Source organism: Nostoc sp. ChiSLP03a (assembly GCF_034531215.2).
GTDB lineage: Bacteria > Cyanobacteriota > Cyanobacteriia > Cyanobacteriales > Nostocaceae > Nostoc.
The window spans coordinates 12,560-39,259 of the sequence record NZ_JAVRBQ020000153.1 but is presented as its reverse complement, the minus strand read 5'-3'; the positions used below and the strand labels follow the sequence as shown (position 1 = coordinate 39,259).

At 41.6% G+C, this 26,700-nt stretch carries 15 protein-coding genes; 7 read left to right on the top strand and 8 right to left on the bottom strand.

Annotation, left to right across the window (positions count from 1 at the left end; translation table 11 throughout):
- Positions 1–60: 60 nt before the first annotated feature.
- Positions 61–486, bottom strand: a complete 426-nt coding sequence (locus RMY32_RS25890; protein WP_322710809.1) for a nucleoside deaminase — start codon at positions 484–486, stop codon at positions 61–63.
- 88 nt (positions 487–574) lie between these two features.
- Here RMY32_RS25890 and RMY32_RS25885 point away from each other — a divergent pair, with 88 nt between their 5' ends.
- Positions 575–1,366, top strand: a complete 792-nt coding sequence (locus RMY32_RS25885; RefSeq protein ID WP_322688305.1) for an ion transporter — start codon at positions 575–577, stop codon at positions 1,364–1,366.
- A 121-nt stretch (positions 1,367–1,487) separates the two neighbouring features.
- On the opposite strand, the gene RMY32_RS25880 is transcribed toward RMY32_RS25885, so the two are convergent.
- Positions 1,488–3,620: a tetratricopeptide repeat protein gene (locus RMY32_RS25880; RefSeq protein WP_322710773.1), complete on the bottom strand. Its 2,133-nt coding sequence runs from the start codon at positions 3,618–3,620 to the stop codon at positions 1,488–1,490.
- 263 nt (positions 3,621–3,883) lie between these two features.
- On the opposite strand from RMY32_RS25880, the gene RMY32_RS25875 reads away from it, so the two are divergent.
- The 3 genes from RMY32_RS25875 to RMY32_RS25865 all read left to right on the top strand — a co-directional run bounded on the left by RMY32_RS25875 (position 3,884) and on the right by RMY32_RS25865 (position 7,783).
- Entirely contained in the window at positions 3,884–4,582 is a 699-nt protein-coding gene (locus RMY32_RS25875) for a rhomboid family intramembrane serine protease (protein ID WP_322710772.1), read from the top strand.
- 291 nt (positions 4,583–4,873) lie between these two features.
- Positions 4,874–7,486 (top strand): PAS domain S-box protein, encoded by a 2,613-nt coding sequence (locus RMY32_RS25870; protein WP_322710771.1) that lies wholly within the window; start codon positions 4,874–4,876, stop codon positions 7,484–7,486.
- 90 nt (positions 7,487–7,576) lie between these two features.
- Positions 7,577–7,783, top strand: a complete 207-nt coding sequence (locus RMY32_RS25865) for an addiction module protein (protein WP_322710808.1) — start codon at positions 7,577–7,579, stop codon at positions 7,781–7,783.
- A gap of 266 nt (positions 7,784–8,049) precedes the next feature.
- Here the strand turns inward: RMY32_RS25865 and RMY32_RS25860 are convergent, their stop codons facing one another.
- Entirely contained in the window at positions 8,050–8,919 is an 870-nt protein-coding gene (locus RMY32_RS25860) for a hypothetical protein (protein WP_322710770.1), read from the bottom strand.
- Between the two features lie 224 nt (positions 8,920–9,143).
- Between RMY32_RS25860 and RMY32_RS25855 the strand changes: the two genes are divergently transcribed.
- Positions 9,144–10,478, top strand: a complete 1,335-nt coding sequence (locus RMY32_RS25855) for a 50S ribosome-binding GTPase (RefSeq protein ID WP_322710769.1) — start codon at positions 9,144–9,146, stop codon at positions 10,476–10,478.
- 169 nt (positions 10,479–10,647) lie between these two features.
- Positions 10,648–11,298 (top strand): GNAT family protein, encoded by a 651-nt coding sequence (locus RMY32_RS25850; protein ID WP_322710768.1) that lies wholly within the window; start codon positions 10,648–10,650, stop codon positions 11,296–11,298.
- 37 nt (positions 11,299–11,335) lie between these two features.
- On the opposite strand, the gene RMY32_RS25845 is transcribed toward RMY32_RS25850, so the two are convergent.
- Positions 11,336–12,565, bottom strand: coding sequence for a DUF4336 domain-containing protein (locus tag RMY32_RS25845; RefSeq protein WP_322710767.1), 1,230 nt, complete (start codon positions 12,563–12,565; stop codon positions 11,336–11,338).
- A gap of 438 nt (positions 12,566–13,003) precedes the next feature.
- Here RMY32_RS25845 and RMY32_RS25840 point away from each other — a divergent pair, with 438 nt between their 5' ends.
- Positions 13,004–13,393, top strand: a complete 390-nt coding sequence (locus RMY32_RS25840; protein ID WP_322710766.1) for a hypothetical protein — start codon at positions 13,004–13,006, stop codon at positions 13,391–13,393.
- Between the two features lie 76 nt (positions 13,394–13,469).
- Here RMY32_RS25840 and ptsP read toward each other — a convergent pair whose 3' ends face one another.
- From ptsP to RMY32_RS25820, 4 genes are all read right to left on the bottom strand, one after another.
- Entirely contained in the window at positions 13,470–15,986 is a 2,517-nt protein-coding gene (ptsP, locus tag RMY32_RS25835) for a phosphoenolpyruvate--protein phosphotransferase (protein WP_322710765.1), read from the bottom strand.
- Positions 15,987–16,047: 61 nt separating this feature from the next.
- Entirely contained in the window at positions 16,048–16,956 is a 909-nt protein-coding gene (locus RMY32_RS25830; protein WP_322710764.1) for a phosphodiester glycosidase family protein, read from the bottom strand.
- A gap of 635 nt (positions 16,957–17,591) precedes the next feature.
- Positions 17,592–21,719, bottom strand: a complete 4,128-nt coding sequence (locus RMY32_RS25825; RefSeq protein ID WP_322710763.1) for a calcium-binding protein — start codon at positions 21,717–21,719, stop codon at positions 17,592–17,594.
- A 993-nt stretch (positions 21,720–22,712) separates the two neighbouring features.
- Positions 22,713–26,612 carry a calcium-binding protein gene (locus tag RMY32_RS25820; RefSeq protein WP_322710762.1) on the bottom strand — a complete coding sequence of 1,300 codons (3,900 nt, stop codon included), beginning with the start codon at positions 26,610–26,612 and terminating at the stop codon, positions 22,713–22,715.
- Positions 26,613–26,700 lie beyond the last annotated feature (88 nt).

Below are 26,700 nucleotides of genomic sequence, written 5' to 3'. Positions count from 1 at the left end.
TGTTGAAAATTGCAACTCGTAGATTCCCGACTTTAAATAAGTCAGGAATCTAAATTCAAATTATTTAAATAATTCCAAACATTCATTTTTTAAAATGTATTTTGTGACTTTGATTTTCTGAGATGACTTATCGATTACCTCTTCGCAAGATATATTAATTTGTGATTGATTTACAGTAATTAAATCTTGAATTGAAGCACCATATATAATTTCTGATAAACCACTCCAAACACAAGCTGTTGCACACATCGGACAAGGTTCGCCAGTTGTATATATGCTATAACCTTCTAAAGAGGGGTTTTTCAGTTTAGCTGTTAAATTACGAATAGCATTGATTTCTGCATGGGCTGATGGATCGTTGTCTCTCTTTACAGTATTATGAGCTATGGCAACGATTTCGTTATCTTTAACAATCACTGCACCGTAGGGTGCATCGCCTTTTTTTGCTTCTGCCAATGCTAAACGCATAAAAGATTCTGGGTTCATATAAGCTGAGGTTAACATAAGGATAATGGTTAATCATATCGTATTTCTAATGTTATAACTGGGAATTAAGATGTTTTAATGGTCGAATATGTTACTGAGCAGACAAGAAACAGAGTTTTACTTAGAAGACCTAGAAACACCAATAGGTAAAGCAATTAATTTAACCCTTGCCTCTTTGGTGCTAATATCATCAGGAATTTTTGTGGCAGAAACATATAATATTCCTGATGATATGCGGTTTCAGTTAAATGTAGCTGATACTGCGATCGTCATCATCTTCGCTGTGGAATATTTGCTTCGCCTGTGGAGTGCGGAAAACAAAATTAAGTATATTTTTAGCTTTTATTCGATTATTGACTTAATGGCGATTCTGCCATTTTTTCTCGGTATGGTAGATATTAGCTTTATCCGACTATTACGATGGTTTCGGATTTTACGATTAATTAGATTTATAGATAGAAAGTTTTTATTCGCTAGTATCAGCAGTGAAGATGGGATGATTTTTGCGCGAATATTATTTACATTATTTGCAATTGTTTTTATTTATTCTGGCTTAATTTATCAAGTCGAGCATCCGGTTAATCCTGAAAATTACGGTACATTTTTGGATGCATTTTACTTCTCTGTTGTCACAATGACAACTGTAGGATTTGGTGACGTTATTCCAATTTCGGAATCAGGACGTTTGCTAACAGTATTGATGATTTTTACCGGAATTGCATTGATTCCTTGGCAAGTGGGGGATTTAATTAAGCAAGTAGTGAAAACTGCTAATCAGGTAGAAATAGTTTGTTCGGGTTGTGGTTTAGCTTTCCATGATGTAAATGCTGGGTTTTGTCAGAGGTGCGGGACTAAGTTACCTAGTCGCAGGATTGATTAAACATCTGGTGAAATTAAATATCTATTATCCACGATCCTTGGAGAGATGTAGCACTGCTACGTCTCTCCATTCTTTTTAACTCCTATTAGGATATCTCCCTTGATGAAAACCCAGGTTGAGTTTAAGGTGTCGTCTGCGGTGGATTGGGGGAATTAGGAAATGGAAGAGTTGGTACAATTACAGGTACAGGCTTTGTTTTTTCGCCTTGCAGTTGAATTTGGGCTTGATTGCGGCCCTCTATTGCTTGTTGGTAGTTAGGGTTGTATTTTATTGCTCGATCGTAAGAAGCGATCGCATCTTGAAACCGTTTCAAATTTAATAGAGCATTGCCTCTACTATACCAGCTTTCGGAATGGTCTGGTTTATAACGAACTGCCTTATTATAAGACGCGATCGCATCTTCGTATTTCTGCAATATGTATTGTGAATTTCCCAAATTATACCAGAGTTGATAGTCATTTTGCTTAATTGTTGCCGCTTTATTATAAGCTTTTATTGCTTCTTCATAGCGTTGGTTTTGATGCAGCGACCATCCCAAATTATACCATGCTTGATAGTTTTTAGGACTGTATTTAATTACTTGATTAAAAGATTCAATCGCGTCTGGATAACGTCGTAAATTCAGCAGTATATTACCTCTAGATAACCAAGCTTGGTAATAATCTGGCTGATATTGCACCGATTTATCATAAGCTGTAAATGCATCTTGATAGCGTTTTAAATTGACTAGTGCATTCCCCAAATTATACCAGGCTTGCTCGTAATCTGGTTTTAAATCTACGACTTTTTGATAAGCGGCGATCGCTTCTTCATATTGCCTAGAATTCTGCAAAGCTAATCCTTTTTTATACCAAGCTTCGTAATTATCTGGTTTGAGTTCAATTGCCTTTTCATAAGACTTAATTGCCTGGTCATATTGGTTTAAATTGCTGAAAGCTTCACCCCTAGCATTCCAGACTTCTGAGTTGTCATTCTTTAATTCTAAGGCTTTGTCAAAAGAGGCGATCGCTTCTTGATATCGCTGTAAATTTCCCAATACAGTACCACGTCCAATCCAAGCATCTAAATAATCTGGCTGAATTTGAATTGCTTTATCATACGCCACTAATGCGTCTTTGTATTTTCTTAATTTATTTAGTGTTTTGCCTTGACCATTCCAAGCTTGAGCATAATCTGGTCTAAGATTAACGGCTTTTTCATATACTTCTAGCGCGTCTTGATAGCGTTGTAAATCAAAAAACGTATTTCCTTGTTTAGATAACTCTATAGCATTATTTGAATTAATGTAATGCCAAATAAATATTGATGCTATTACCCCAACAGCAAAGAAAAATATTGTTAGTAAAATTTTACCTAAAATACCTTTTTTTGGTTCAGGTTTGTTGATATTTTTTGGTGGAGAAGGAGTTAACGCTATTGTTTGAACAGATGGTCGTGTTACCTCCTTCAGCGCTTGTAATGCCACCGTTGCCGAAGGATAGCGTTGCCGAAAGTCGTAGCACACCATTCTATCTAAGAATTGAGCAAATTCTGGTGTTACCGTGGCTTTATCGTGCCAGATAATTTCATTAGTCTCAGCATCTTTTACTATTTCCTCTGGTGATAATCCAGTGAGAGCTTGAATAGCAATTATTCCCGCAGCATAGATATCACTGCTTAATTTTGGCGTACCATGAGCTTGTTCGCTAGGAATATATCCCGGCGTACCGATAGCTACTGTTGCAAGAGTTTGACCTTGGGGAGTAATAACTTGAGTCGCAATTTGTTTAACTGCACCAAAATCAATTAAAATTAGTTTGCCATCTGGTTGGCGTCTAAGAATATTGTGAGGATTGACATCACGATGAATTACATTCTGTTGATGGACAAATTCTAAGATTGTCAAAAGTTCTTGTAAAAGTGAAATGACTTCTTCTTGACTGAGGATTTTATCTGATGTTAATTCTTTACTCAGGTCATGACCTTCGATCAATTCCTGTACAAGATAGAATTCGGCATTTTCCTCAAAGTAAGCTAAAAGTTGGGGAATGCGATCGTGAGTTCCTAATTTATACAGAACTTGTGCTTCCGTATCAAATAAACGCCTAGCTGTTTCCAAAGTTACCGGATCGCTTGCCTGGGGTTTGAGTTTTTTCACAACACATAGAGGTGAACCAGGTAATTGGGTATCACAAGCCACAAAAGTTTCACCAAAACCCCCACCTCCCAAGTTACTAATAATTTGGTATCTTCCTACAAGTGTGTTTCCTAGCATCTTGTTTGCCTAGTTAAGTGCGATGCGATCTGATTTCAATCTTGCCACACGTTAAGGAGAAGTGAGGCAGGGGAGCAGGGGAGGCAGGGGAGCAGAGGAGTAATGAGTAATGAGTAATGAGTTGGAGCAGAGGAGAAATCAATTCAAAATTCAAAATTCAAAATTGAAGATTCAATCCCCATACTCAATGCCCAATGCCCAATGCCCAATGCCCAATGCCCAATGATAAATGATAAATGACAAATGACAAATGACAAATATATATGATTCCTATTAGTGATAACATTCGTTGTCGAAATAAACCAATTATTAATTACTGGTTGATTGCCATTAACCTGGTTATATTTTTATGGGAACTTCAACTAGAGTTTAGCGGTCAATTAGGCTATTTTGTGAATACTTGGGGTGTGATTCCAGCGCAGATTAGTGGAGCAGTTACCAATGCTCTTTTTCTCAACTCTGCTGCTTGGATAGTTGTTATTTGGCGGCTATTTACCCTATTTTTTGGGATATTTCTGCACGGCAGTTTTAGTCAAATATTAGGAAATTTACTATTTTTGTGGGTTTTTGGGAAAACTGTAGAAAATCTTCTAGGACACAGACGCTATCTAGGATTTTATCTGGCTGCTGGGATAGTGACAGGTGTAATACAAATTCTGCTTGAACCGAGTTTGACAGTTCCATTGATTGGGGCAAATGGTGCGATCGCTGCTATTTTAGGAGTATACGTTATGAAGTTTCCTAAAGCTACAATTGACACTGTTTTGCCGCTAATAATCTTGTATATCCCGATCCAATTACCAGCCCTTTTCTATATATTTTGGTGGTTTGTACAACAATTATTTTATGGTATTGGCAGTTTAAATATTCCTCCTGTTGGCGTAAATCAATCGGGTGTTGTCGTCTTAGGGCAGGTTGTGGCATTATTGATTGGTGCAGCTTTCATCCGATTAAAGAAATAAATTTGAATTTAGCTATCTAGCTATTATTTCTAGGGTGGGCACTATTAACTGACTAGTGTCGCAAAGCTCAATTTTGATATTTTTGGCAATGCTTACCCTACAGTTATTGAAACTCATATATACCTTTCGACTGAAATATATAAATTTTTTTGCTTAATCAAGCATAATTAATCAAACGCTTACGCTGTTGGATGAAATTTTAATTTTTATTTAATTATTTAATTCCGCCTTGCGGTACTAGGAAAAACCTACTCTTCAAGTCGATATTGTTAAATATTAGCGGTGTACAATATGCAAAATGCCGATCAAATTAACTTTCAACTTACTGATGAATTAGTAGTGTTGCGGCAGCGGGTAGCTGAGTTAGAGCAATCAGAGATATTTTATCAACAAAGACAAGCAGCACTTGAAGAACAATTAACAGAACTAAAAAGAAAGCTGGCAGTAGAAGTAGAAAAGCCTTATATTAAAGTTAAAGAAACATCTGTGCATCTGCCAACAGAGGTAGAAGTAATTTTAGAGCAACTTCAACAAGAAAGTGCGGCGCGTCAGCAGCTAGAAGTATTTCTTAGAGAGAGTGAAGAACGGCTGAGGCTGACTCTAGAGGTATCGCAGATGGGCTTGTGGGATTGGAATATTGTTACCAATCAAGTCATTTGGTCGGAAAATTATGAATTGCTTTTTGGTCTACATCCAAGTAGTTTTGATAGCCCTTATGAGACATTTAAAAAATGCGTTCATCCTGAAGATAGCCAATCTGTGATGCAAGCGATCGCCCACGCTTTCACTCAAAAAACTGACTACGATGATGAATTTCGCATAGTTCGCTCAGACCAAAGTACACATTGGATTTCTGCAAACGGAAAATTTATCTATAACGCTCAAGGGCAAGCGGTGCGAATGCTCGGCGTTTGTATGGAAACTACTGTGTGTCAGCAAGCAAAAGAAAGTACTCGCGAACTGACATCACAAGTCCAAGAGCAGGCAAATATTTTAAATGCCATCCTCACTGCCTCAGTCGATCATATTTATATCTTTAATCGCCAAGGTTGTTATCAGTATGTTAGCCGTGATGGAGCAACTATACTAGATTTAAATCCTCAAGATATTATCGGCAAAACTTTGCCAGAAATGGATTTCCCCACCGACTTAATAACCCAGGTAGAGAATCAACGACTTGCTGTAATGAAAACTGGGCAACCGATTAAAGATGAGTGTAAATATGTTAGCGCCGATGGGTTACATTATTATGAATATATCCTTACACCATTACGGAATTTAAACCAAACTATTGAAGGCGTAATCACTGTTGCTCGTGATATTACCGAACACAAACGGGCAGAAAAAATTTTACGTGAAAGTGAAGCGCGATTTCGGCGTTTGTTTGAATCTAACTTGATTGGGGTCGCTTTTTGGAACGTGCATGGCTTCGTGATTGATGCCAATGATGCCTTTCTGCAACTAGCTGGTTACACTCGTGATGAGTTTGCTATTCTAGGCAGAATTAATTGGAAAGAACTTACTCCTGTTGAGTATCAAGATTTAGACGATCGCGCCTTTTTGGAGGTGCAAACCACTGGAGTTTCCAAAATTTATGAAAAAGAATATATCCACCGCAACGGTAAGCGAGTACCCATTGTTTTAGGAATAGCTTTGCTGAATGATTCCCAAGAACATGGTGTTGCTTTTGTACTGGACATCACCGAGCGCAAATTGGCTGAACAAGAATGCGATCGCCTACTTGAGCGCGAAAAGACAGCACGACAACAAGCAGAAATCGCCAACAAAATTAAAGATGAATTTCTGGCGGTTCTCTCCCATGAACTGCGAACCCCACTCAACTCCATTCTGGGATGGTCAAAAATGCTGCGGACTCGGAAGTTTGATGAAAAAACTACTCATCACGCCTTAGAAACCATTGAACGCAACGCCAAGTTACAAACCCAGCTAATTGAAGATTTGTTGGATGTGTCACGCATTCTCCAAGGAAAATTAAATTTGAATATCTGTCCTGTCAGCTTGGTAATGGTAGTTGAAGCAGCACTAGAAACGGTAAAACTAGCAGCACAAGCCAAGTCAATTCAAATTCAGACCTTATTTGATGCCAATTTGGGACAAGTGATGGGCGACCCCAATCGACTGCAACAAGTTGTGTGGAACTTACTTTCTAATGCGGTAAAATTTACACCAACAGGAGGACGAGTAGAAATTCGACTCATGGAAGCTGGTAATCAGGCTCAAATTCAGGTTAGCGATACAGGTAAGGGAATTAGCCTAGACTTTTTGCCTTATGTATTCGATTACTTTCGTCAAGCTGATGGCACAAGTACACGCACATTTGGTGGACTAGGTTTAGGACTAGCGATCGTGCGTAAGGTTGTAGAAATGCATGGGGGAAATGTTCAAGCCGAAAGTCTTGGAGAAGGATTGGGTGCAACCTTCACTGTCGAGTTACCGCTTTTGGTGAGAAGCGAACAGGTTTGGGGCGAAAAGAATCAGTCTTCATATTCAGAGCCGGAATCCTCGCTGCTTGCAGACACTCAAGTTTTGGTAGTGGACGATGAACCAGATATCCGCGATTTAGTTACCTTTATTTTACAAGACTACGGCGTGCAAGTAACCGCCGTATCATCAGCACAGGAAGCACTACAAGCGCTATCTGAGTCGATACCAGATGTTTTAATTAGTGATATTGGAATGCCAAAAACAGACGGTTATATGCTGATGCGGGAAGTGCGATCGCGATCCCCTGAACAAGGAGGAAACGTACCCGCGATCGCTCTGACAGCTTATGCTGGGGAAATGAATCAACAGCAAGCATTAGCCGCAGGATTTCAAATGCATATTTCTAAACCAGTAGATCCAGATGTATTGGTACAAGCGATCGCTGATTTGATAAAGTAGTCATTGGTCATTGGTCATTGGTCATTAGTCATTGTTTTTTGGTACATACGGAGTGTTTGGTTGCAGAAAAAAACTTCTGTTGAGCAAATCATGAAAGAAGCCTTAACTTTGCCGAGTGCAGCGAGAGCATTGTTGGCAGAAAAGCTGATTGAAAGTCTTGAATTTGATGTAGACGAAACACTTCAAACACTGTGGACAGATGAAGCCAAGAAGCGTAGAGATGAAGTTCGTAGCGGTGCAGTTTCACCCATTCCTGGAGAGGAAGCGTTAGCTAGAGTAAGACAACTTTTGGAGTAGCAATCGCTGTAATATAAGCCAAGCTGATATAAATAAACGGCCGAAAGTTGTGACTCGCTAGGCTGTTGTTGACCAAGACATTCGTTAACAATACAAGCCGATGCAATCGCATTGTCAGTCGAAACAATAGACCTCTTGCATAAATCAAAAATAAGAAAGAACCCCACCCCGCCAAAGCTACGCTTTGTCTCCCTTCCCGAAGAGCAGGGAGGGGTTGGGGGTGGGGTGTTAGAGATTTTTGCAAGAGGTCTAATAATTTGCTGGTACTACTTTTTTCTACGGCGACGGACTGTATAGGAGTGTGAGCTACCGCTACCTCCAGAAACGAGTGAGTCACAGGCTGTCCCATTACCATCTCTATCCAGTTGTGGGTTAGATGGCAGGGCTTTTTGCGCCTCCTCTTGGGTGGCAAAGCTGTCACACTTGCTACCTGTTGGAATGTTTGTGGTAACTTGTGGCTGATCTTGCACCTCAGCCGTCTCGTCAGGATTGGAAAACGCCAAGCAAGATACGGATTTGTCTTTATAGTTAACACATACATCTTTTCCTGATTCCGGTGCAATAGTGTAATCTCTCCACATGACTTTTTCAAAGCCTGATTCAGCTTGCAACTCTAGTACTGATGGGTTGCTGTCACCGTTTGCGCCAGTGACAACGGAAACCGATTCAGGTTTAATTAAATCGGTTTTGATGTACTGGCAGGTCGTGTACAGTGCGATACTGGCTCCGTTAATTGGGAGATAAGCATCTGTGTTACACACGCTAGGGTCAAAAGCGACGAATGCAGGTGTTTCTATGGGTGTTGGAGTTGGTGTTACCTGCTGTTTTGGTGTAGAAATTGGTGACGGCTTCACCTCCTGTTTTGCTACATCTGCGGCTGGTAATTTTACCTCTTGGGCAGGCGCTAGCTGTACTTCAGTTTTTAGTTTTGTCGCTGGTGCGATTACCACTGCTGGCTGAGGTTTTGGAACAAAGACGATCATTCCAACAAAGGAAAGCACAAACGCGGACAGATAAACTTCAGAGCTTTTACGCCGAGTGCGTTTTTCTCCACGAAGCACCAGTTTTGGACTAATCAACCCAACTCCAAAGGCAATAAACGAAGTGATGTTAATTAGGCAAAGCAAGCCAAACATAAAATGACATCTCACTCATAATTGATGATCTGTCATAACAAATACTTCGGAGCTTCCGTGTGATTTCAAACATGGAGATACGGTGAAGAGGCAGTGTTGTTTTCACCTTTATTTAGTAAGGTAATCAAAAAACGCGATCGCTCAGGAACACTACTAAAGGTACTAGTTATCCCTTTGAGAATCGCTATAAGATGACAAAAAGGGTCTTCTAGATTTGGATGAAAATGACTGAGCAACGTGATGCTGATTTACCATCAACTGATTCTCAGCAATTGAGCGAACCGACCGACAAAACAATTATCAAGTCGGCCGATAATTCCTGGACAAATCAGATTGCTGGCGTATGGAACAAAGCAACAACACGTCTAACACAACACCTACCCGTAGAACAACTGGCACAGACAGTTGTCGAATGGTTTAGTGTGAGCGATACTCAGGTTGCAGAGATTTTAGAAAAAATCCGAGCCGAACTGCCAACCACAGAAGCCCTCTTAATTGGTAAACCCCAAGCCGGAAAAAGTTCCATTGTACGGGGATTGACGGGAGTTTCTGCTGAAATTATCGGTCAAGGATTTCGCCCACACACGCAACACACCCAGCGCTATGCCTATCCTTCCAATGACCTACCGCTACTGATTTTTACTGATACAGTGGGGCTGGGTGATGTCAAACAAGATACTCAAAAAATTATTCAGGAGTTAGTTGGCGATTTACAACAGGAAACTCGTTCCGCCAGAATCCTACTTTTGACGGTTAAAATTAATGACTTTGCAACTGATACCCTACGACAAATTGCTCAACAACTGCGCCAGAAGTATCCAGACATTCCCTGTCTGCTGGTAGTTACCTGTTTGCACGAAGTTTATCCTGGCGATACCGTCGATCATCCCGCCTATCCGCCAGATTATCAAGAAGTCAACCGCGCATTTGCCGCAATCCAACAAGCCTTCGCAGGAATAACAGATCGCTCTGTACTGATTGACTTTACCTTAGAAGAAGATGGCTACACTCAAGTATTTTATGGCTTAGAAGCACTGCGAGATTCTTTAGCAGAACTACTCCCACAAGCAGAAGCCCAAGCGATTTATCAGCTATTAGATCGAGAAGAAGTTGGCAAGCAAATTGGCAACCTTTACCGAGATACTGCACGCCGTTATATTTTGCCATTTGCGATCATGTCTGCAACTCTGGCTGCCGTACCTCTACCATTTGCCACAATGCCCGTACTGACTGCTTTGCAAGTATCAATGGTGGGACTGTTGGGTAAATTATATGGGCAGACAGTTACTCCATCTCAGGCGGGAGGCGTTGTGAGTGCGATCGCAGGTGGTTTTTTAGCACAGGCAATTGCACGAGAGTTAATTAAATTTATCCCAGGTTTTGGGAGTGCGATCGCCGCTTCTTGGGCAGCCGCCTATACTTGGGCACTAGGCGAAGCTGCCTGTGTTTACTTTGGCGATCTCATGGGAGGCAAGAAACCCGATCCCCAAAAAATTCAGTTAGTGATGCAAGAAGCATTTAAAGCCGCGCAAGAACGGTTTAAGGGAATCAAACGTTAATACTCAAGAATCCCTTTCACAAATGAGAAAAGATAAAGCACCTGTTGCCAATCAGTTAAAATTCTCAAAATATTTTTCATGAAAATGATAATTGTATATGAGGAGAAGGCGAGTAACGCTCGTCTGCTTTTGATGAGAGATTATCTGTCTGTAGGGAAGCAATAAAATCATGCAAGACCGAACTTGGCAGCCACCAGGATTTCTTCAACTCAATGGTCAATTTGTAACACTCAGACCCCTGATTCCAGAAAGGGATGTGGAAACCTTGTATGTAGCTTCACACGGCACTCCTGAAAAAGAAGCTGTATGGAATTATCTACCATACGGCCCATTTGATAGCCCTTCCACGATGAAAGACTGGATGGAAAAAAACATAGTAAGTAAATCCTCCGACCCTCTTGCTTGGACAGTCTTTGAAAACTCAGCAAATATTCAGGTAGGCATTGTGGCATTAGGAAGTATCTCACCAAATCATGGTCGTGCTGAAATCTGTAATGTCTGGTTTACTCCCGCAGTCCACAAAAGTAAAGTTAATACAGAATCACAGTTTTTGCTACTTCAGCATCTTTTTGATCGTCATTCTTATCGTCGAGTTGAGTGGAGATGTAATTCCCTCAACCATGCGAGTCGAACTACCGCTACCAGAATGGGATTTATTTATGAAGGTCGTTTTCGACAACACATGTTTGTTCGTGGAAAAAACAGAGATACTGATTGGTTCGCAATGACAGATAAAGAATGGTCGCGCTGTAAAAGCAATTTTGAAAAATGGCTTTATTCGCACGAAAATGTTTCATTAATGGAACTAAACAATAGCTAATTTCACATTCTTTAACACAGCAGTTACTAAAAATCTCTTACAACTTCTCCTTTGCTGCTGGCACGATGCCAAACTTATTTAAACCTGCATCGATTTCCCTAAGTGCTTTAAAATCCTCCTCTGGTAAAGGATAGCTGCTACTGCCGATGAAACCTCCACTGAAAGCAGGCTGCTTTTCTAAAAAAGAGAAAGCTTGGCGAAACTGATGCGGTTTAGCTTTAATTGGTGAATCAAAGTGGCAGGGAATTATCCACTCGAAGTCCCAACTTGCAACTTTATCAGCCCAGTCAATGGTTTCTTGTGGTGCGCGATTGAGAATCAACGTTTGTAAAATTGGTGCGACAAATAAACGCCCATCACCTCGCAGGGCATCAAACGATCGCTGCCAATCTGACTGCCATTTAAAGGGATACAATCCAAAATAAGCTTTTTTTGAGCGTTCTGGGGCTTTCAAAGAATCTTGCAAGACCTGACTCCATCGGCGTATATCTAATGCCTGTGGTTGAAAGTATAAAGCAAACAGACAAATACGCTGCCAACCTTTACGGCGATTTACCTGACTATCTGCAACAATCTCAGAAGCATAATCCTTGGCATGGAATAATAAAGGATATGAATCTAAGAGAACGATCGCAGGTGGATCTTCTGGGATCGAAAGTACAGAATCCGTGACTAAAAGAGTATGCGATCGCTTGTGGAAAAAAGCAACTTCTGCAAACCTTCCAGGCCCAAGACCTATGGGGCCCAGCATTGCATAATCAAACTCGTCAGCAAAAGGTGTTTTGCTACTATCTTCTGGAAGTACTTGAGTTCGTTTTGGGGGTAAGCCAAGCCAGCTAAGGGGCAGATTTAGCGGGAAACTCCACTGATGGGGAGCTACAAACACCTGTGCAGTCGGAAAGTATCTGGCGAAGGGGCCAACGAAGACCTTGTGTTCTATACCAGAGATAGTTGGCAGAATGATGTACTTAATCTCGCCATATTTCACCACCAACTCATTCACAAGTCTGATGCACTCTAGCGTTGGTGCAACAGGCGCATAGACGAGAAGACCCCCGGTTTCCAGCCTCACAACAGTCATGCGAATCGGCACAACAACGTAGAAAATGCCTTGAATCTGGTCAAAATTCCAGATTGTGTCTTTAAGCACTTCTTGACGAATTGTCTGCCGCCTACCGTAGGGGTAGAGTGGCACAACAGGCCATAATCCCCAGGAAAAATCCTTTGGATAAATCTGTTGTGTATTGACTATGCGTTCATCAGCCACTCTGCAATCCCCTCCAAATTCCCAATACTCAAATTGTTTTTATTTGCTCTCCACGAAGTTGGAGTTTAGCAAATTGTTGAGATAATAATACCAATTTGTAATTCGTACTACTCTCCAAAGGCAAGAAGCAAGCTACGTAAGTAGTAATTCGTAATTAAGAGGAGTTAGATTTCATCTGGATTTTCAGCTTTGAATCTGTATGTCTTTTTGCAAATGATATAACCTAGCTCAATACTTGTTGGGTTTTGGGGAAAAGGGAAAGAAAAAACCTTTACCCTTTTCCCTTTAACCTTTCCTCATGCTGCCCTACTGGCTATTTGTATCAACCTGAAAGTGAAATAGTATTACCAAAGGGAGATGCCAAGGCACTGAGATTCTTTTTATGCGTCCTCATAAAGGATTGGTATCAGTCCTAAAAACAATTAATTGGAGAATAACGTGAAAATAGCGATTATTGCTAAAACATTAATTACATCTATAGGTTTATTAACTTTGTTTGCCCCAAGTCAAGCATCGGCTCAACTGATACCGCAACCTTGGGTTTCAGTCGGTGGAAAAGATGGTGACATAACTTATGCTGTCGGAGCTAGGGCTTTGAATTTCGGGGTTGAAGTGGGAACTGGCGCTGATGGTGCTACGGGAGTCGATGTTTTAAAATTTATCAATTTACCTGTAATTTCACCTTATGTAGGAATTGGACTTTATTCAGAGGATAAAGGCGTTGCAGTTTCAGGTGGCGTTCAGGTAGGTGCTACTAATAACGTTTTTGTTGGCGCTGGTTACAATTCTATTCGCGGCTTTAACGGGCAACTGGGAATAAGATTTTAACTAATTCGTAATTCGTAATTCGTAATGACGTTCGCACAGTATCTCCGAGAGAGCGTCATTATCAATTGCGAATTCATTATGCAGGGGGAGTAATTGAAGTTGAGATTAGTTCTCTAACATGCTCTGCGGAATCTTGTTGTAATGCCGATGCCACGATCGCTTCACTTTCAACTAAACTTAAGCGAGCGATCGCCTGTTTCACTCCAGGTATACTTTGGGGATTTACGCTCAATTCATCCAACCCTAAACCTAATAAAATTGGTGTTGCTAAAGTATCTGCTGCCAATTCTCCACATAATCCTACCGAAATTCCCGCCGCATGGGCAGCTTGGACAGTTTGCTGCACCATTCGCAATATGGCTGGATGTAGTGCATCAACCAAATTTGCCACGCTGGGATTAGTGCGATCGCTAGCCATGACGTACTGACTCAGATCGTTAGTCCCGATACTAAAGAAGTCTACTTCCGCAGCTAATCGATCGGCAATCGCTACTGCTGACGGAACCTCCACCATAATTCCTACTTTCATCGCGACATCAAATGCGATACCAGCTTGATTTAGTTCAGCCTGCACTTCACCCAAAATTACCTTAGCTGCACGTACTTCAGTTACAGTCGCAATCATCGGCAACATGATCTTAATTTGGTGTCCGACACTAGCTCTCAAAATTGCCCGTAACTGAGTTTTGAAGAGTTCGGGACGATCTAAACAGAAACGAATTCCCCGCCAACCTAAAAAAGGGTTAGCTTCTCTTAACCCTAGTTTTATATAGGGAAGCGGCTTATCACCACCGACATCTAAGGTACGAATAATCAGCGGACGATTATCTAAAACTTGAGCGATCGCCTGATAGACTGCTAATTGTTCTTCTTCAGTCGGGGCGCTTGTCCTATCTAAATACAGAAACTCAGTGCGGAGTAGTCCCACACCTTCTGCACCGCTAGCCACCGCAACTTGCACATCATTGATACTACCAATATTGGCGAAGACGCTAACTTGCCGACCATCACGAGTAATCGCTGGCTGATGTGCCGTAGCTCGTGCTTCCTGTTGGGCAGTTTGCCAAGCTTCTTGCTTTGCTGCCAGTAAATCCAAGATGTCTGATTCTGGTTCTACCCAAGCTTTGCCACTTTCACCATCAAGTGCCATCATTGTACCATCTGCCAAGTGCAACACCTGGGCATCCACTCCCACAACTGCCGGAATACCCAACGTCCGGGCGATAATGGCACTGTGAGAAGTTGCACTACCTGAAGTTGTACAAATACCCAACACCTTTGTCGGATCTAGTCCTGCCGTATCTGAGGGAGTTAAATCAGTCGCCACCAAAATCGCTGGTGACTCAAGATGCAGGTTCGCAGGGGCATTTCCAGCCAGTAATCGCAACACTCTTTGCCCAACATCCACAACATCGTCAACTCGCTCTTGCAGATAAGAATCCTCAAGAGCGTGGTAAGAAGTAACTACTTCATCAACTACAGCTTGCCAAGCGGCTTCAGCATTTATATGGTTGTCTAAAATGCGCTGATGAGCCGCTTCTAACAGTACTGGATCTTCTAAAAATAGTAATTGGGCATCAAAGATGGCGGCTTCAGCATCACCAATTTGCAGAGATGCTTGTGAGAAAACTGCTTGAATTTCTTGTTGGGCAGTATTCATCGCTGATTGTAACCGTTGCCACTCTGCATCAGGATCGTTTACGTGGTATTCCGTAATTGTAATGTGAGTGGGTTGATAACGAACAACAGGTGCGATCGCTACTCCACCAGAAGCTGCAATCCCCGAAAGTTCGCCGGAAGTTGTTGGTGTAACTTCATGGTGAAATGCTGCTGGAGACTGCGAAACAACACGATCTTCACCAAAGTTATTGGCAAATAATCCTTGCAATACTGCCAGCGCCTCATCTGCATCAGAACCAGTGGCAGTAATCAGCAGTTCGTGTCCTTGACGCACTCCTAAAGTTGTGACTTGGTTAATACTGTCACCTCTGACTAGCTCAGTATTTCTCGTGAAATTTTGTACCAGAATTTGAGATTGAAATCGGGCTGCGGTTGCCACAAACTGGGCGGCGGGGCGGGCGTGTAATCCTAAGCGATTGCTCACAATCAGCCGAATTTCTCGCGTTGGCAATTCTATATTGGTTGTTATTGGGCTGACAACAGACAACGGCTTAGTAACCACACCTAATTGAGTTGCTTTGGCGAGGAGTGCGCCGCGTGCTTCCGCCATAACTTGGTGAATATCTCTACCAGCCGCCGCCGCTACTACAGCAGCGATCGCTCCTTCTACTAGAGGTGCTTCACACAAATACACTTTCTGCTGCTGTGCTTCTGGCAAAAACTCGATTGCCATTTCTGCACTCAGCAAAGCACTACCCAAATCCATTAACACCAAGACACCATCATCAGAAAAAACAGAAGCGATCGCTTCATAAACCTGAATCGGATCGGTACCCAATGGATTTTCAGGATCTTCAATACCTGCTGCAACAGCAATGGGAACTTGGCCTTGAACCATCTGCGCGGCGAGTTCCCGCACGCCCAAAGCTAGTTGTTTACTGTGAGAAACGATAACAATTGCGATCGCGGCCACACCGTCAACCTTGTTAAGAGGTTTGCGTTTAGCTAGTTATCCATTTCATTTTCCCATTCCGCTAGAATTGCAACTGCCCGAAAATATTCCGGTCTTTCCAGCTAGAAATACGAATAAAATAGCCTTCTTTTACGGAAATACGTGGTTTCCACTCATAAACTCCATCGCTAGCAGTACGGGAAGAAATGTTTTGGATAAGTTTGTTCCCATCGTACAACTTAATCGAGACATCGCCATCAAAATTATCCCGCCACAATATTAAAAAAGGCTGATCTTTCTTTGGAAGTACTTTACCAACTGGTTGAGCGATCAAGATTTTTGGCACAATCTGATTTGTGCTTTTCTTACGGAATCCCAGATAATGAGGTAGATGTCGGAAAGTAGGATTTTCTTGCAGATTAGACAGTTGGGGAACAATAATGTTTCCTTTTTGGGAATTGAACAAATAAGTCGATCTGCCACCGTCAACGGTAATGATATCGCCTTTGACTCCTAATTTACGTAATAAATCGGCTGCCTCATCCAGAGTTGCTTGGTTCACCGTCATAATCAACAAAAGCTCGTCACCTTTAACACCATCTTTGTTCAGAGTACCGATGACTTGATATTTATTCGCTTGGTTTTGGGCTAATACTTTCGCCGGATGATCGCTATATCGGTAAGTAACAATCGCATTCTTGACTATTTTTTGGTTAAGAGGCGCACCACTAGCTTGGTTGTAATCGTTAATGTACGCCTGTTTATCATCCCAGACTAAGGTTTTGAGACGAATATTACGATAATATTTATTTTTTGGTTCTTTGATTGGGCCATAAGGGCTAGTGCCACCAGTGATGACTACACCATTGAGTTTAATCGGAAAGGATAATTGAGTACTAGATTGGTATTGTTCAAAAAAAGAACAATTGATCGTCGAAAAAACGTTGTTTGCGTAAAGTTTTTGATATTCGTCTGTAACATCAGAAAACAACTTATTTTGGAAAAAGGGCTGTAATATTCACCTTCTCCTTGATAATATTTCCCTTCATTTAGACCCATATTATCTACCTCTCCAATAATTTGGTCTATATGCATTTTGCCCAGGTCGATAACTTGTAAGTAGGCTTCGTTACCATTCGTTAATTGTTTTCTATATAAAGCTGCACCGTCTACAGTTTGGAGAGGTTGATAAGAAGATAAAGGGTTGAAAGTTTGGGCAATCCAAAAGCTACTCAGAATCGGCAGCAAAAAAAGCAGCAAATTAATTAGAGCATTCATCGTCTCGCGATCGCAATCCCACAATAAGTTGTTGTTATTACTTTAAGGCTAATGAGTTTTGATGCCTGCGCCCTGAAATACAAAGGACGGGCTTTTGGCCCATCCCACAAAATTAACAAAATTATCTCGCAAATATGCAACGGCGGCGATTAAAATTAAAAACGCAGACATAATCAAATTTAGCCAATAACACCTGCAAACCATCCAGATTCATATCGAAAGTTGAGAAATAAAACTCAACATCTACTCTTTGTTAACAGTAATTGCATTGAACACTATCGTTTGCAAGGTGCTTTTGTAAGCACCTCATAACCCTTGTCGCTTAACGATTAGAGAATTTAATGACGATTAAACAAGCACAAAATTCTTTTCGGTTAGTGACAGTCCAGTAGATAGTTGTGCAAATTTTACCTGAGTAAACCCAGATGCACTGCCGTCTTGGTCAAAGAACAATCCACCTGTAGAATTATCATAAATAAATCGTTGATTGCTTGTCGTTGCAGATGTTCCGATGGTGAACTGAGCATCCGAGAGTGAACCTATTAATAACCCGCCACCAAAACCATTAGCATATACTTGAATCAGTTCATTAGTAGCGTTGAAGTCATAAATAGTGTCAACACCCTCATTGTAATTATAGAAACCAAAGGTATCAGTCCCATCCCCTCCAATTAGGCTGTCATTACCGTTTCCACCTTGGAGGATATCATTGCCATTGCTCCCAACAATATTGTCATCATAGCTCGTACCTGAGATATTTAATTGCTCAATATTGTTGTAGTTAACACGATACATGCCCACCGTAATTGTTCCAGTGTTAGTAGTAGCATTGAATGTCGAAGTGATTCCTCCAGAAGCATAGTTGTAAATGGTCAACAACGAATCATCACCATTACCCCCATCTACCGTTTGAGTCACTAAATTAGACAGGTCAGGATCTAGGGAGTTAATGATTAGATTGAAGGAATCATTGCCATCGCCCCCAGACAGAAGGTTATCACCTGTTGAATTGCTGAAGCTCAACTTGTCGTCACCAGCGCCTCCTTCTAGCGTGTTATTACCAGACGGGCGAGAGTCGGAGTAGTCGTTGGAGTTGTAGCTGTAGTAGTCACCAGAGATATCAAGCTCATCATTGCCATCACCCCCAGAAAGCAGGTTATCGCCTTTTGAACCACCAGCGCTCAAGCGATCGTCACCAGCACCTCCGTTGAGAGTGTTATTGCCTAATGAGCGAGAGTCCGAAGAGTCTGTGGGATTATTCTCGTTGTAGCCGCCAAAAATGGTAAGAGAATCATTGCCATCGCCCCCAGAAAGCAGGTTATCACCTTTTAAACCACCAGCACTCAAGATGTCGTTACCTGCACCTCCGTTGAGAGTGTTGTTGCCTAATGAGCGAGAGTCGGAGATGTAGCCGTAGTTATTCCTGTAGCTGCCAGAAATGTCAAGAGAATCATTGCCATCGCCCCCAGAGAGCAGGTTATCACCTTTTGAACCGCTAGCACTCAACGTGTCGTTACCTGCACCTCCGTTGAGAGTGTTATTGCCTAATGAGCGAGAGTCGAATTTGTCGAATGTGCCACTGAATGTGTCGTTGAATATGCTGCCAGAGATATCAAGAGAATCATTACCATCGTCCCCAAAGAGCAGGTTATCGCCTGTTGAATTGATAGCACTCAAGGTATCGTCACCAATACCTCCGTCAAGGGTGTTATTTCCCGCACCACCTCTGAGCAAGTCATTACCGCTCAACCCGTCGATGATGTCGTCACCCCCCTGACCATTGATGACATCATTAGAGTTGTCAAAACCCGTAATGTTGTTATCGAGGTCATTAAGGAAGGTAACAGTGTTCCTGTTGAACACAGTAGTTTGAGTGGAATCAGCATCAAACACATCAAAACTGTCGCTGATGCTGGTTTGTCCATCAAACAGGATATTGCCAATAGCTGGTCGTGAAGAAGTTGCTGAGAGATTATCCAGGTTTTCTAACTTGAAGTTTTGTAGAATAACTTTCCTGTCATTACCGAAACCTTCAAAGGTAATTTCTAAGTTGTTACCATTTTGAGTTAATTGCAGATTTTGAGCAGTAAAACCTATAAATTGCAAAGTGTCTAAGGAGGCAATTACGGTTGCTGAGGTATTTGAACCTTTACCTATGCCACCGAAATCGGTGATAATATCAGTGTTAGTGCCGTCATAGGAGCTATCGCTCAAGCTATAAATAAATTTGTCATTGCCCGTGCCACCAGTTAGGGTGTCCTTCCCACTCCCACCTGCCAAGATATCATTACCTGCACCGCCAATAATCGTATCTTTGCCATAGCTCCCAAAGAGCGTATCGTTCCCACTATTCCCCAGAATGTTGTCGTCGAAAGCTGTGCCTGAGATATTTAATCGTTCGATATTCTTGTAGTTAACTTGATTTGTGCCCGCCGTAATTGAGCCAATGTTAGTAGTAGCATTGAATGTCGTTGCGATCCCCTTTGTACTATTATTGACATTGGAGATGTAATCAACGGACAATACATCGTCACCCGCTCCCCCATCGATTGTATCTTTGCCACTATTGCCTGTTGAAAGCGTATCGTTGCCACTATTGCCAACAATATTGTCGTCGAAAGCTGTACCTGAGATATTTAATTGTTCGATATTCTTGTAGTTAACCTGATTTGTGCCCGCGGTAATTACTCCCTGGTTTGTAGTCGCATTAAATGTTGTTGCGATCGCCCCTGTAGGATTACTGTACCTGTAATCAACGGACAACAGATCGTCACCTGCTCCTCCATCGATTGTATCTTTGCCATCATACCCCCCAGAGAGCGTATCGTTGGCACTGCTTCCCACAATATTGTCATCATAGGCTGTACCTAAGATATTCAATCGTTCGATATTCTTGTAATTAACCCGATATGTGCCCGCCGTAATTTCTACCTTATTTGTAGTGGCATTGAATGTCGTTGAAATACCCGCTGTAGCGAAACTGTAATCAACGGATAAAAAATCGTCACCTGCTTCCCCATCTATCGTTTGAATTGCTAAATCAGAGGAAGGAGTATCTGAGGATGTGGTGCTTAGATAAAAGGAATCATTGCCATCACCCCCAGAGAACGAGTTATTGCCTGTTGAATAATTAGCAGTCAATGTATCGTCACCAGCACCACCATTAAGGGTGTTATTGCCTGAAGAAAGGTAATAAAACTCTCGACCGCTATAGTTGATAACATCGCCAGATACGGAGAGAGAATCATTACCATCACCCCCAGACAGTAAGTTATTGCCTGTTGAAATGCCAGCATTCAAGGTATCGTTACCAGCACCACCGTTGAGGGTGTTATTGCCTGATGCCTTAAAATTAGGGTCTCCTCTATAAGTTGTAATTCCAGAGGTGGAGAGAGAATCATTGCCATCGCCTCCAGCAAGTAAGTTATTCCCTGATGGAGACTGAGCATTCAAGGTATCGTCACCAGCACCTCCTTCTAGGGTGTTATTACCTGAGGAGGGGTAATAAATGTTAGGGCTGAAGCTGCTATAAGCATTAGAAGTGGAAAGAGAATCATTACCATCGCCCCCAAAAAGTAAGTTATTCCCGGATGTTGCCCCAGCATCCAAGGTATCATCACCAACGCCACCCTTGAGGGTGTTAGCGCCTGTTGAAAATTCAACATCTAAGCGATCGTTACCAGTACCACCAATGAGGGAGTCATTGCCCGCACCACCCACGAGGGAGTGATTACCTGTGGAAGAGTCATTACCTGTACCGCCTATGAGAATATCATTCCCCGCACTACCAATGAGGGAGTCGTTGCCTGCACCACCTCTGAGTGTGTCGTTGCCACTTAAGCCGTCAATGAGGTCATTCCCACCCTGACCATTGATGACATCATTTGAGTTATCAAAGCCATTAACATTATTGTTCAGATCATTAAGAAAAGTGACTGTGTTCTTATTGAAGATAGTGCTTTGAATGGAGTTGGCATTGAACACATCAAAGCTATCTGTGGTGCTAGTTTGTGTATTAAATAAGATATTGCCTAAGTCTACAGTGGCCCCTGTAGATTTGCTCAAGTTTTCCAGGTTTTCCAGGGCAAAGTTTTGCAGGATAACTGAGTTCTCAAAAAACCTTGTATAAGCATCTCCTGCAAAGCTGATTTCCAAATTGTTGCCTTTTTGGGTCAACAACAAATTTTGGGCTATGGCATCAGTGCCCTGGAATTCTAGGGTATCCACTTCGGCAATGACTGCTGCTGTCGGGTTTGTCCCTTTACCTACACCACCAAAATCGGTGACGATCGCAGTATCGTTGTTGTTGCTGTTGTAGTAGTAGACGAATTTATCATTGCCGCTTCCACCAGTTAAGGTGTCTTTGCCACCGTTAGAATATATGATATCGTTGCCTGCAAGACCCTTAATCGTATCCGCTTCATCATAAGTACCCTGTAGGATATTATCACCGTTAGTTCCAATGATATTTGCCATAACTTTTACCTTTCTAAATCATTTTTTTCAGTAATTTCAGTTGTCAATTTGTAGATTGTGCTGTTTAAGGGCGCAAAAATTCACCGAAATCTCCATACTTTATACGTCACCCTTGAAAAACAGTAAATTTCTCGAAAATTTACCCAATTTAAAGGTTTTTACGCATACTTTTTTATCTCAAACTATTTAAGTCTTAAGCACTGTACAAATTAATTAGCGTGTGAATTTGCGAAAACTAGTCATTTCAGGTTTTTTATCATCCTTTTTGAGTAAAAATTACTCTTTTAAGTGCCAAAAAATTCAGCTTCAATACCTAAAATTCTTTCTTCATATTTATTTTTTTTGCCAGCGCCTAAGTCTTACTAGAATATAAAATAATCAACAGTTGACTCTTAATCGAGAAAAAGATTTTGATGCCTTCCTTGTAGGCTGTTATCCGTGGGTGTCTAGCTTGAAAATAGAGAACATCTCAAGAACCTCAAAAGAACTACACAGTCAATATCATACTTAGATGTTTCTACTTAAATACTCATCTTTGCATACTCTTCACATTACTTCCTGAAAAATCTATACACAAGTATTGAGCTTTGTATATTCTTCATATTCTTCTGTGTCTAGGCAATAAGAAAGTAGAACCTAGTAGAGAAATATTTTATAAAGTGATAAAAAATACATATATTTATTTTTGAAGGCTGCGATCGCCTGTGGTTTTTGCTAGCTACGCCTTGGTTAACTTATACTACGATAAGAGCGATCGCCTGCCAATATATATCTGTGCAAGAATCGCTATAGGTTATAAAAATTATCAACGCAGACATAAACAAACTTAACCAAGAATACTGCAAACCATCCGCACTCATGCCGAAAGTTAAGGAACCAAACCCAACATCTACTCTCTGTTTGTACTAATTGCATTGAAAAATCGAATGGGAGGTATTATTTTAAGTATCTCCCATCTGATGCCTAGAGCGATTTTAGAGCGCTAATTTAAGATTAAACAACCACAAAATTCTTTTCGGTTAGTGTCACACTACCCAAAAATTGTGCAAATTTTACCTGAGTAAATTCATCCGCATTGCCATCGGCGTCAAAGTACAATGCACCCGTAATATTGTCATAGATAAATCGTTGATTAATTGTCGTTGCAGATGTTCCGATTGTAAATTGATTAGCGAAAAGTGAACCTACTGAGAACCTTGGAGATGTTTCGATTATAAACGGACTACCGTATGTTAATGATAACGATGACTGCGATAACTCCTTCTCAAAACCAGCAGCCGATATCTGAATTATTTCATTGGTGGCGTTGAAGTCATAAATAGTATCAACACCTTCATTATAACTATTGAAAACAAACGTATCAGTACCAGCTCCTCCATAAAGGCTATCATTACCCTTGCTACCTGTGAGGATATCATTGCCATCATCCCCAGAGAGTAGGTTATTACCTTTTGAACCACCAGCACTCAAACTATCATTACCTGCACCGCCAATAATTGTATCATTGCCACCATTGCCAGAGAGCGTATCGTTGCCACGGTTCCCCACAATGTTGTCATCGAACTCTGTACCTAAGATATTTAATCGTTCGATATTTTTGTAGATAACCGTATACGTGCCTGCGGTAGTTAATCCAGTAATCGATCCAACGTTAGTAGTAGCATTGAATGTTGTTGCGATCCCTCCTGCAATATAATAATGTTCGGAGAATAAAAATAAATCGTCACCCTTACCCCCATCTATCGTATCATTGCCACCACTGCCAGTGGAGAGACTATCGTTACCATCGTTCCCCATAATGTTGTCATCGGACTCTGTACCTAAAATATTTAATCGTTCGATATTCTTGTAGCTAATGCTATACGTGCCCGCCGTAATTAAGCCAATGTTAGTACTGGCATTGAATGTCGAAGTGATTCCTTTGGTAGGAAACCCAAACCTGTAATTGACGGACAACAGGTCATCACCCTTACCGCCATCTATCGTATCTTTGCCACCATAGCCGGTGGAGATTCTATCGTTGCCATCGTTCCCCACAATGTTGTCATCATACTGTGAATCTGAAATATTTAATCGTTCGATATTTTTGTAGCTAACGCTATTAGTGCCCGCCGTAATTGAACCAACGTTAGTACTGGCATTGAATGTCGTTGTAATCGCCCCTGTAGCATTATAGTTGTAATCGACGGACAACAAATCGTCACCCTTACCGCCATCTATCGTATCTTTGCCACCATCGCCTGTGGAGAGCGTATCGTTGCCATCGTTCCCCACAATAAAATCATCGAACTTTGTACCTGAGATATTTAATCGTTCGATATTCTTGTAGTTAACGCTATACTTGCCTGCCGTAATCGATCTAATGTTAGTAGTGGCATTGAATGTTGTTGTGATTCCTCTAGTAGGATCGCCAAAATTGACTGACAATACATTGTTACCCTTACCCCCATCTACCGTTTGTGTCACTAAATCATAGGGGATATAATAATCTACGGATGGGAATCTTAGATAGAAAGAATCATCACCATCGCCCCCGAAGAGCAGATTATCGCCTGTCGAACCGCTAGCATCTAAGGTATCATCACCAGCGCCACCGTTAAGGGTGTTATTGCCAGATGAGACAGAGTTAGTGAAGGTGTCGCCACTTCCACTCTGATTGCCAGAGATGTTAAGAAAATCATTGCCATCGCCCCCAGAGAGCAGATTATCGCCTCTTGAACCGCTAGCACCCAAGGTATCGTCACCAGCGCCACCGTTGAGGGTGTTATTGCCAGATGAGACAGAGTTAGTGGAGGTGTAGTAGTACACGCCGCCATTTCCAGACTCATAGCCAGAGATGTCAAGATAATCATTACCATCGCCCCCAGAAAGCAGGTTATCGCCCTTTGAACCCCTAGTACTCAAGGTATCGTTACCAGCACCACCGTTGAGGGTATTATTACCTAACAAGAGAAGATCGTATGCGTACAAGGGGCCGGAGTCGTACTGGTAGCCAGAGGCAAAGAGAAAATCATTGCCATCGCCCCCAAAGAGCAAATTATCGCCTAGTGAATAGTCAACATTCAAGGTATCATTACCAGCACCACCGTTGAGAGTATTATTGCCCGCACCACCCCTCAAAAGATCGTTGCCACTTTTGCCATCAATGATGTCATCACCCCCTTGACCATTAATCACATCATCTGAGTTGTCAAAGCCGTTAACATTATTGTCGAGGTCATTAAGAAAGGTGACAGTGTTCTTTTTGAAGATAGTGCTTTGGGTAGAGTTGGCATTGAAGACATCAAAGCTATCTGTGATGGTAGTTTGCCCATAAAAAAGAATATTGCCCACGTCTACAGTGGCTCCTGTAGATAAGCTTAGGTTATCCAGGTTTTCCAGAGCGAAGTTTTCCAGGATGAGTTTGCGACTACCAAACACCCCAGAAAAGGTGATTTCCAGATTGTTGCCATTCTGAGTCAACAGCAGATTTTTGGCAGTCAAGCCTACACCTTGAAATGTTAGGGTGTCTACTTCCGCAATGACTGCTGCTGTCGGGTTTGTCCCTTTACCTACGGCACTGAAATCAGCAATCTTACTATTGTCGTAAAGGAAAGAATTGTAAACAAATTTATCTTTACCACCGCCACCTGTGAAGATATTTTTGCCATTGCCATCTATGAGGATATCATCGCCATTACCACCGTTGAGGGTATTATTACCAAAAGCGCCAGAAACGGAAAGAGAATCATTGCCATCGCCCCCAAAGAGCAGGTTATCGGCTGGTGAATTGCTAGCATCCAAGGTATCTTCACCAGTACCACCGTTAAGGGTGTTTTTGTCAGCCGAGTCTTGTTGCGGGAAGGAGTATTGCTGATCGGGAGAGGAGCTAGAGACGGAGAGAAAATCATTGCCATCGCCCCCATTCAGTAGCTTATCGCCTGATGAATCGCTACCACTCAAGGTATCGTCACCAGCACTACCAATGAGAGTATCATTTCCTGCTACACCACCCCTCAAAACGTCATTGCCACCTTTACCGTCAATGATGTCATCACCTCCTTGACCATTAATCACATCATCTGAGTTGTCAAAGCCATTGACATTGTTGTCGAGGTCGTTAAGGAAGGTGACTGTGTTCTTGTTAAAGATAGTGCTTTGGGTAGAGTCGGCATTGAAGACATCAAAGCTGTCTGTGATACTAGTTTGCCCATCAAACACGATATTGCCAACCTGGGCTAAATTGTCTAGGTTTTCCAGGGCAAAGTTTTGCAAGACTACTTTGACACCACCTTTCCCTTCAAAGGTGATTTCTAAATTTTTACCATTTTGAGTTAATTGCAAATTTCTGGCAGTGAATTGCTCATCTCCTGTAAATTGCAAGGTATCTGCTTCAGCAATTACCGATGCTAAGGGGTTTGAGTTTTTACCAATGCCACCGAAATCAGTGATGGTAATGATACCAGAAGCGCCCTTGCCGCCAGCGTAAACAAATTTATCCTTGCCGCCGCCACCAGTTGTCAAGTCATTAACATAACTAATTACCTTATCGTAATAAAAGGTGTCATTCCCATTGCCACCGTTAAGGGTGTTATTACCATAGAAAATATAGGAGTTAGAGGTTGAGACAATATCGTTAGAGGTCAAAAAAGTATCATTACCATCGCCTCCAAAGAGCAAGTTATTGCCTGATGAATGTTCAGCATTTAATGTATCATCACCAGTGCCACCGTTGAGGGTAGTATTGCCTGATGAATAGTCAACATTCAAGTAATCGTTACCAGCATCGCCGTTGAGGATGTCGTAGCTTCTCTTACCATATAGTTTATCGTCACCTGCTAAACCATTAATCAGGTCATCACTCGTTGTCCCATAGAGAGTATCATTACCGTTAGTGCCATTAATATTTGCCATAATCTTTCTACCTATCTAAATCGATTTTTTCAGTAACTTTCAGTTCTAAACCTACGGTTTGTACATTTTTAGGGTACAAAGAATTTAG

Excerpts from the sequence above, each read along its gene's own strand:
- RMY32_RS25890 (WP_322710809.1), bottom strand. The coding sequence starts at position 486 with ATGAACCCAGAATCTTTTATGCGTTTAGCATTGGCAGAAGCAAAAAAA.
- RMY32_RS25885 (WP_322688305.1), top strand. The coding sequence starts at position 575 with ATGTTACTGAGCAGACAAGAAACAGAGTTTTACTTAGAAGACCTAGAA.
- RMY32_RS25880 (WP_322710773.1), bottom strand. The coding sequence starts at position 3,620 with ATGCTAGGAAACACACTTGTAGGAAGATACCAAATTATTAGTAACTTG.
- RMY32_RS25875 (WP_322710772.1), top strand. The coding sequence starts at position 3,884 with ATGATTCCTATTAGTGATAACATTCGTTGTCGAAATAAACCAATTATT.
- RMY32_RS25870 (WP_322710771.1), top strand. The coding sequence starts at position 4,874 with ATGCAAAATGCCGATCAAATTAACTTTCAACTTACTGATGAATTAGTA.
- RMY32_RS25865 (WP_322710808.1), top strand. The coding sequence starts at position 7,577 with ATGAAAGAAGCCTTAACTTTGCCGAGTGCAGCGAGAGCATTGTTGGCA.
- RMY32_RS25860 (WP_322710770.1), bottom strand. The coding sequence starts at position 8,919 with ATGTTTGGCTTGCTTTGCCTAATTAACATCACTTCGTTTATTGCCTTT.
- RMY32_RS25855 (WP_322710769.1), top strand. The coding sequence starts at position 9,144 with ATGACTGAGCAACGTGATGCTGATTTACCATCAACTGATTCTCAGCAA.
- RMY32_RS25850 (WP_322710768.1), top strand. The coding sequence starts at position 10,648 with ATGCAAGACCGAACTTGGCAGCCACCAGGATTTCTTCAACTCAATGGT.
- RMY32_RS25825 (WP_322710763.1), bottom strand. The coding sequence starts at position 21,719 with ATGGCAAATATCATTGGAACTAACGGTGATAATATCCTACAGGGTACT.
- RMY32_RS25820 (WP_322710762.1), bottom strand. The coding sequence starts at position 26,612 with ATGGCAAATATTAATGGCACTAACGGTAATGATACTCTCTATGGGACA.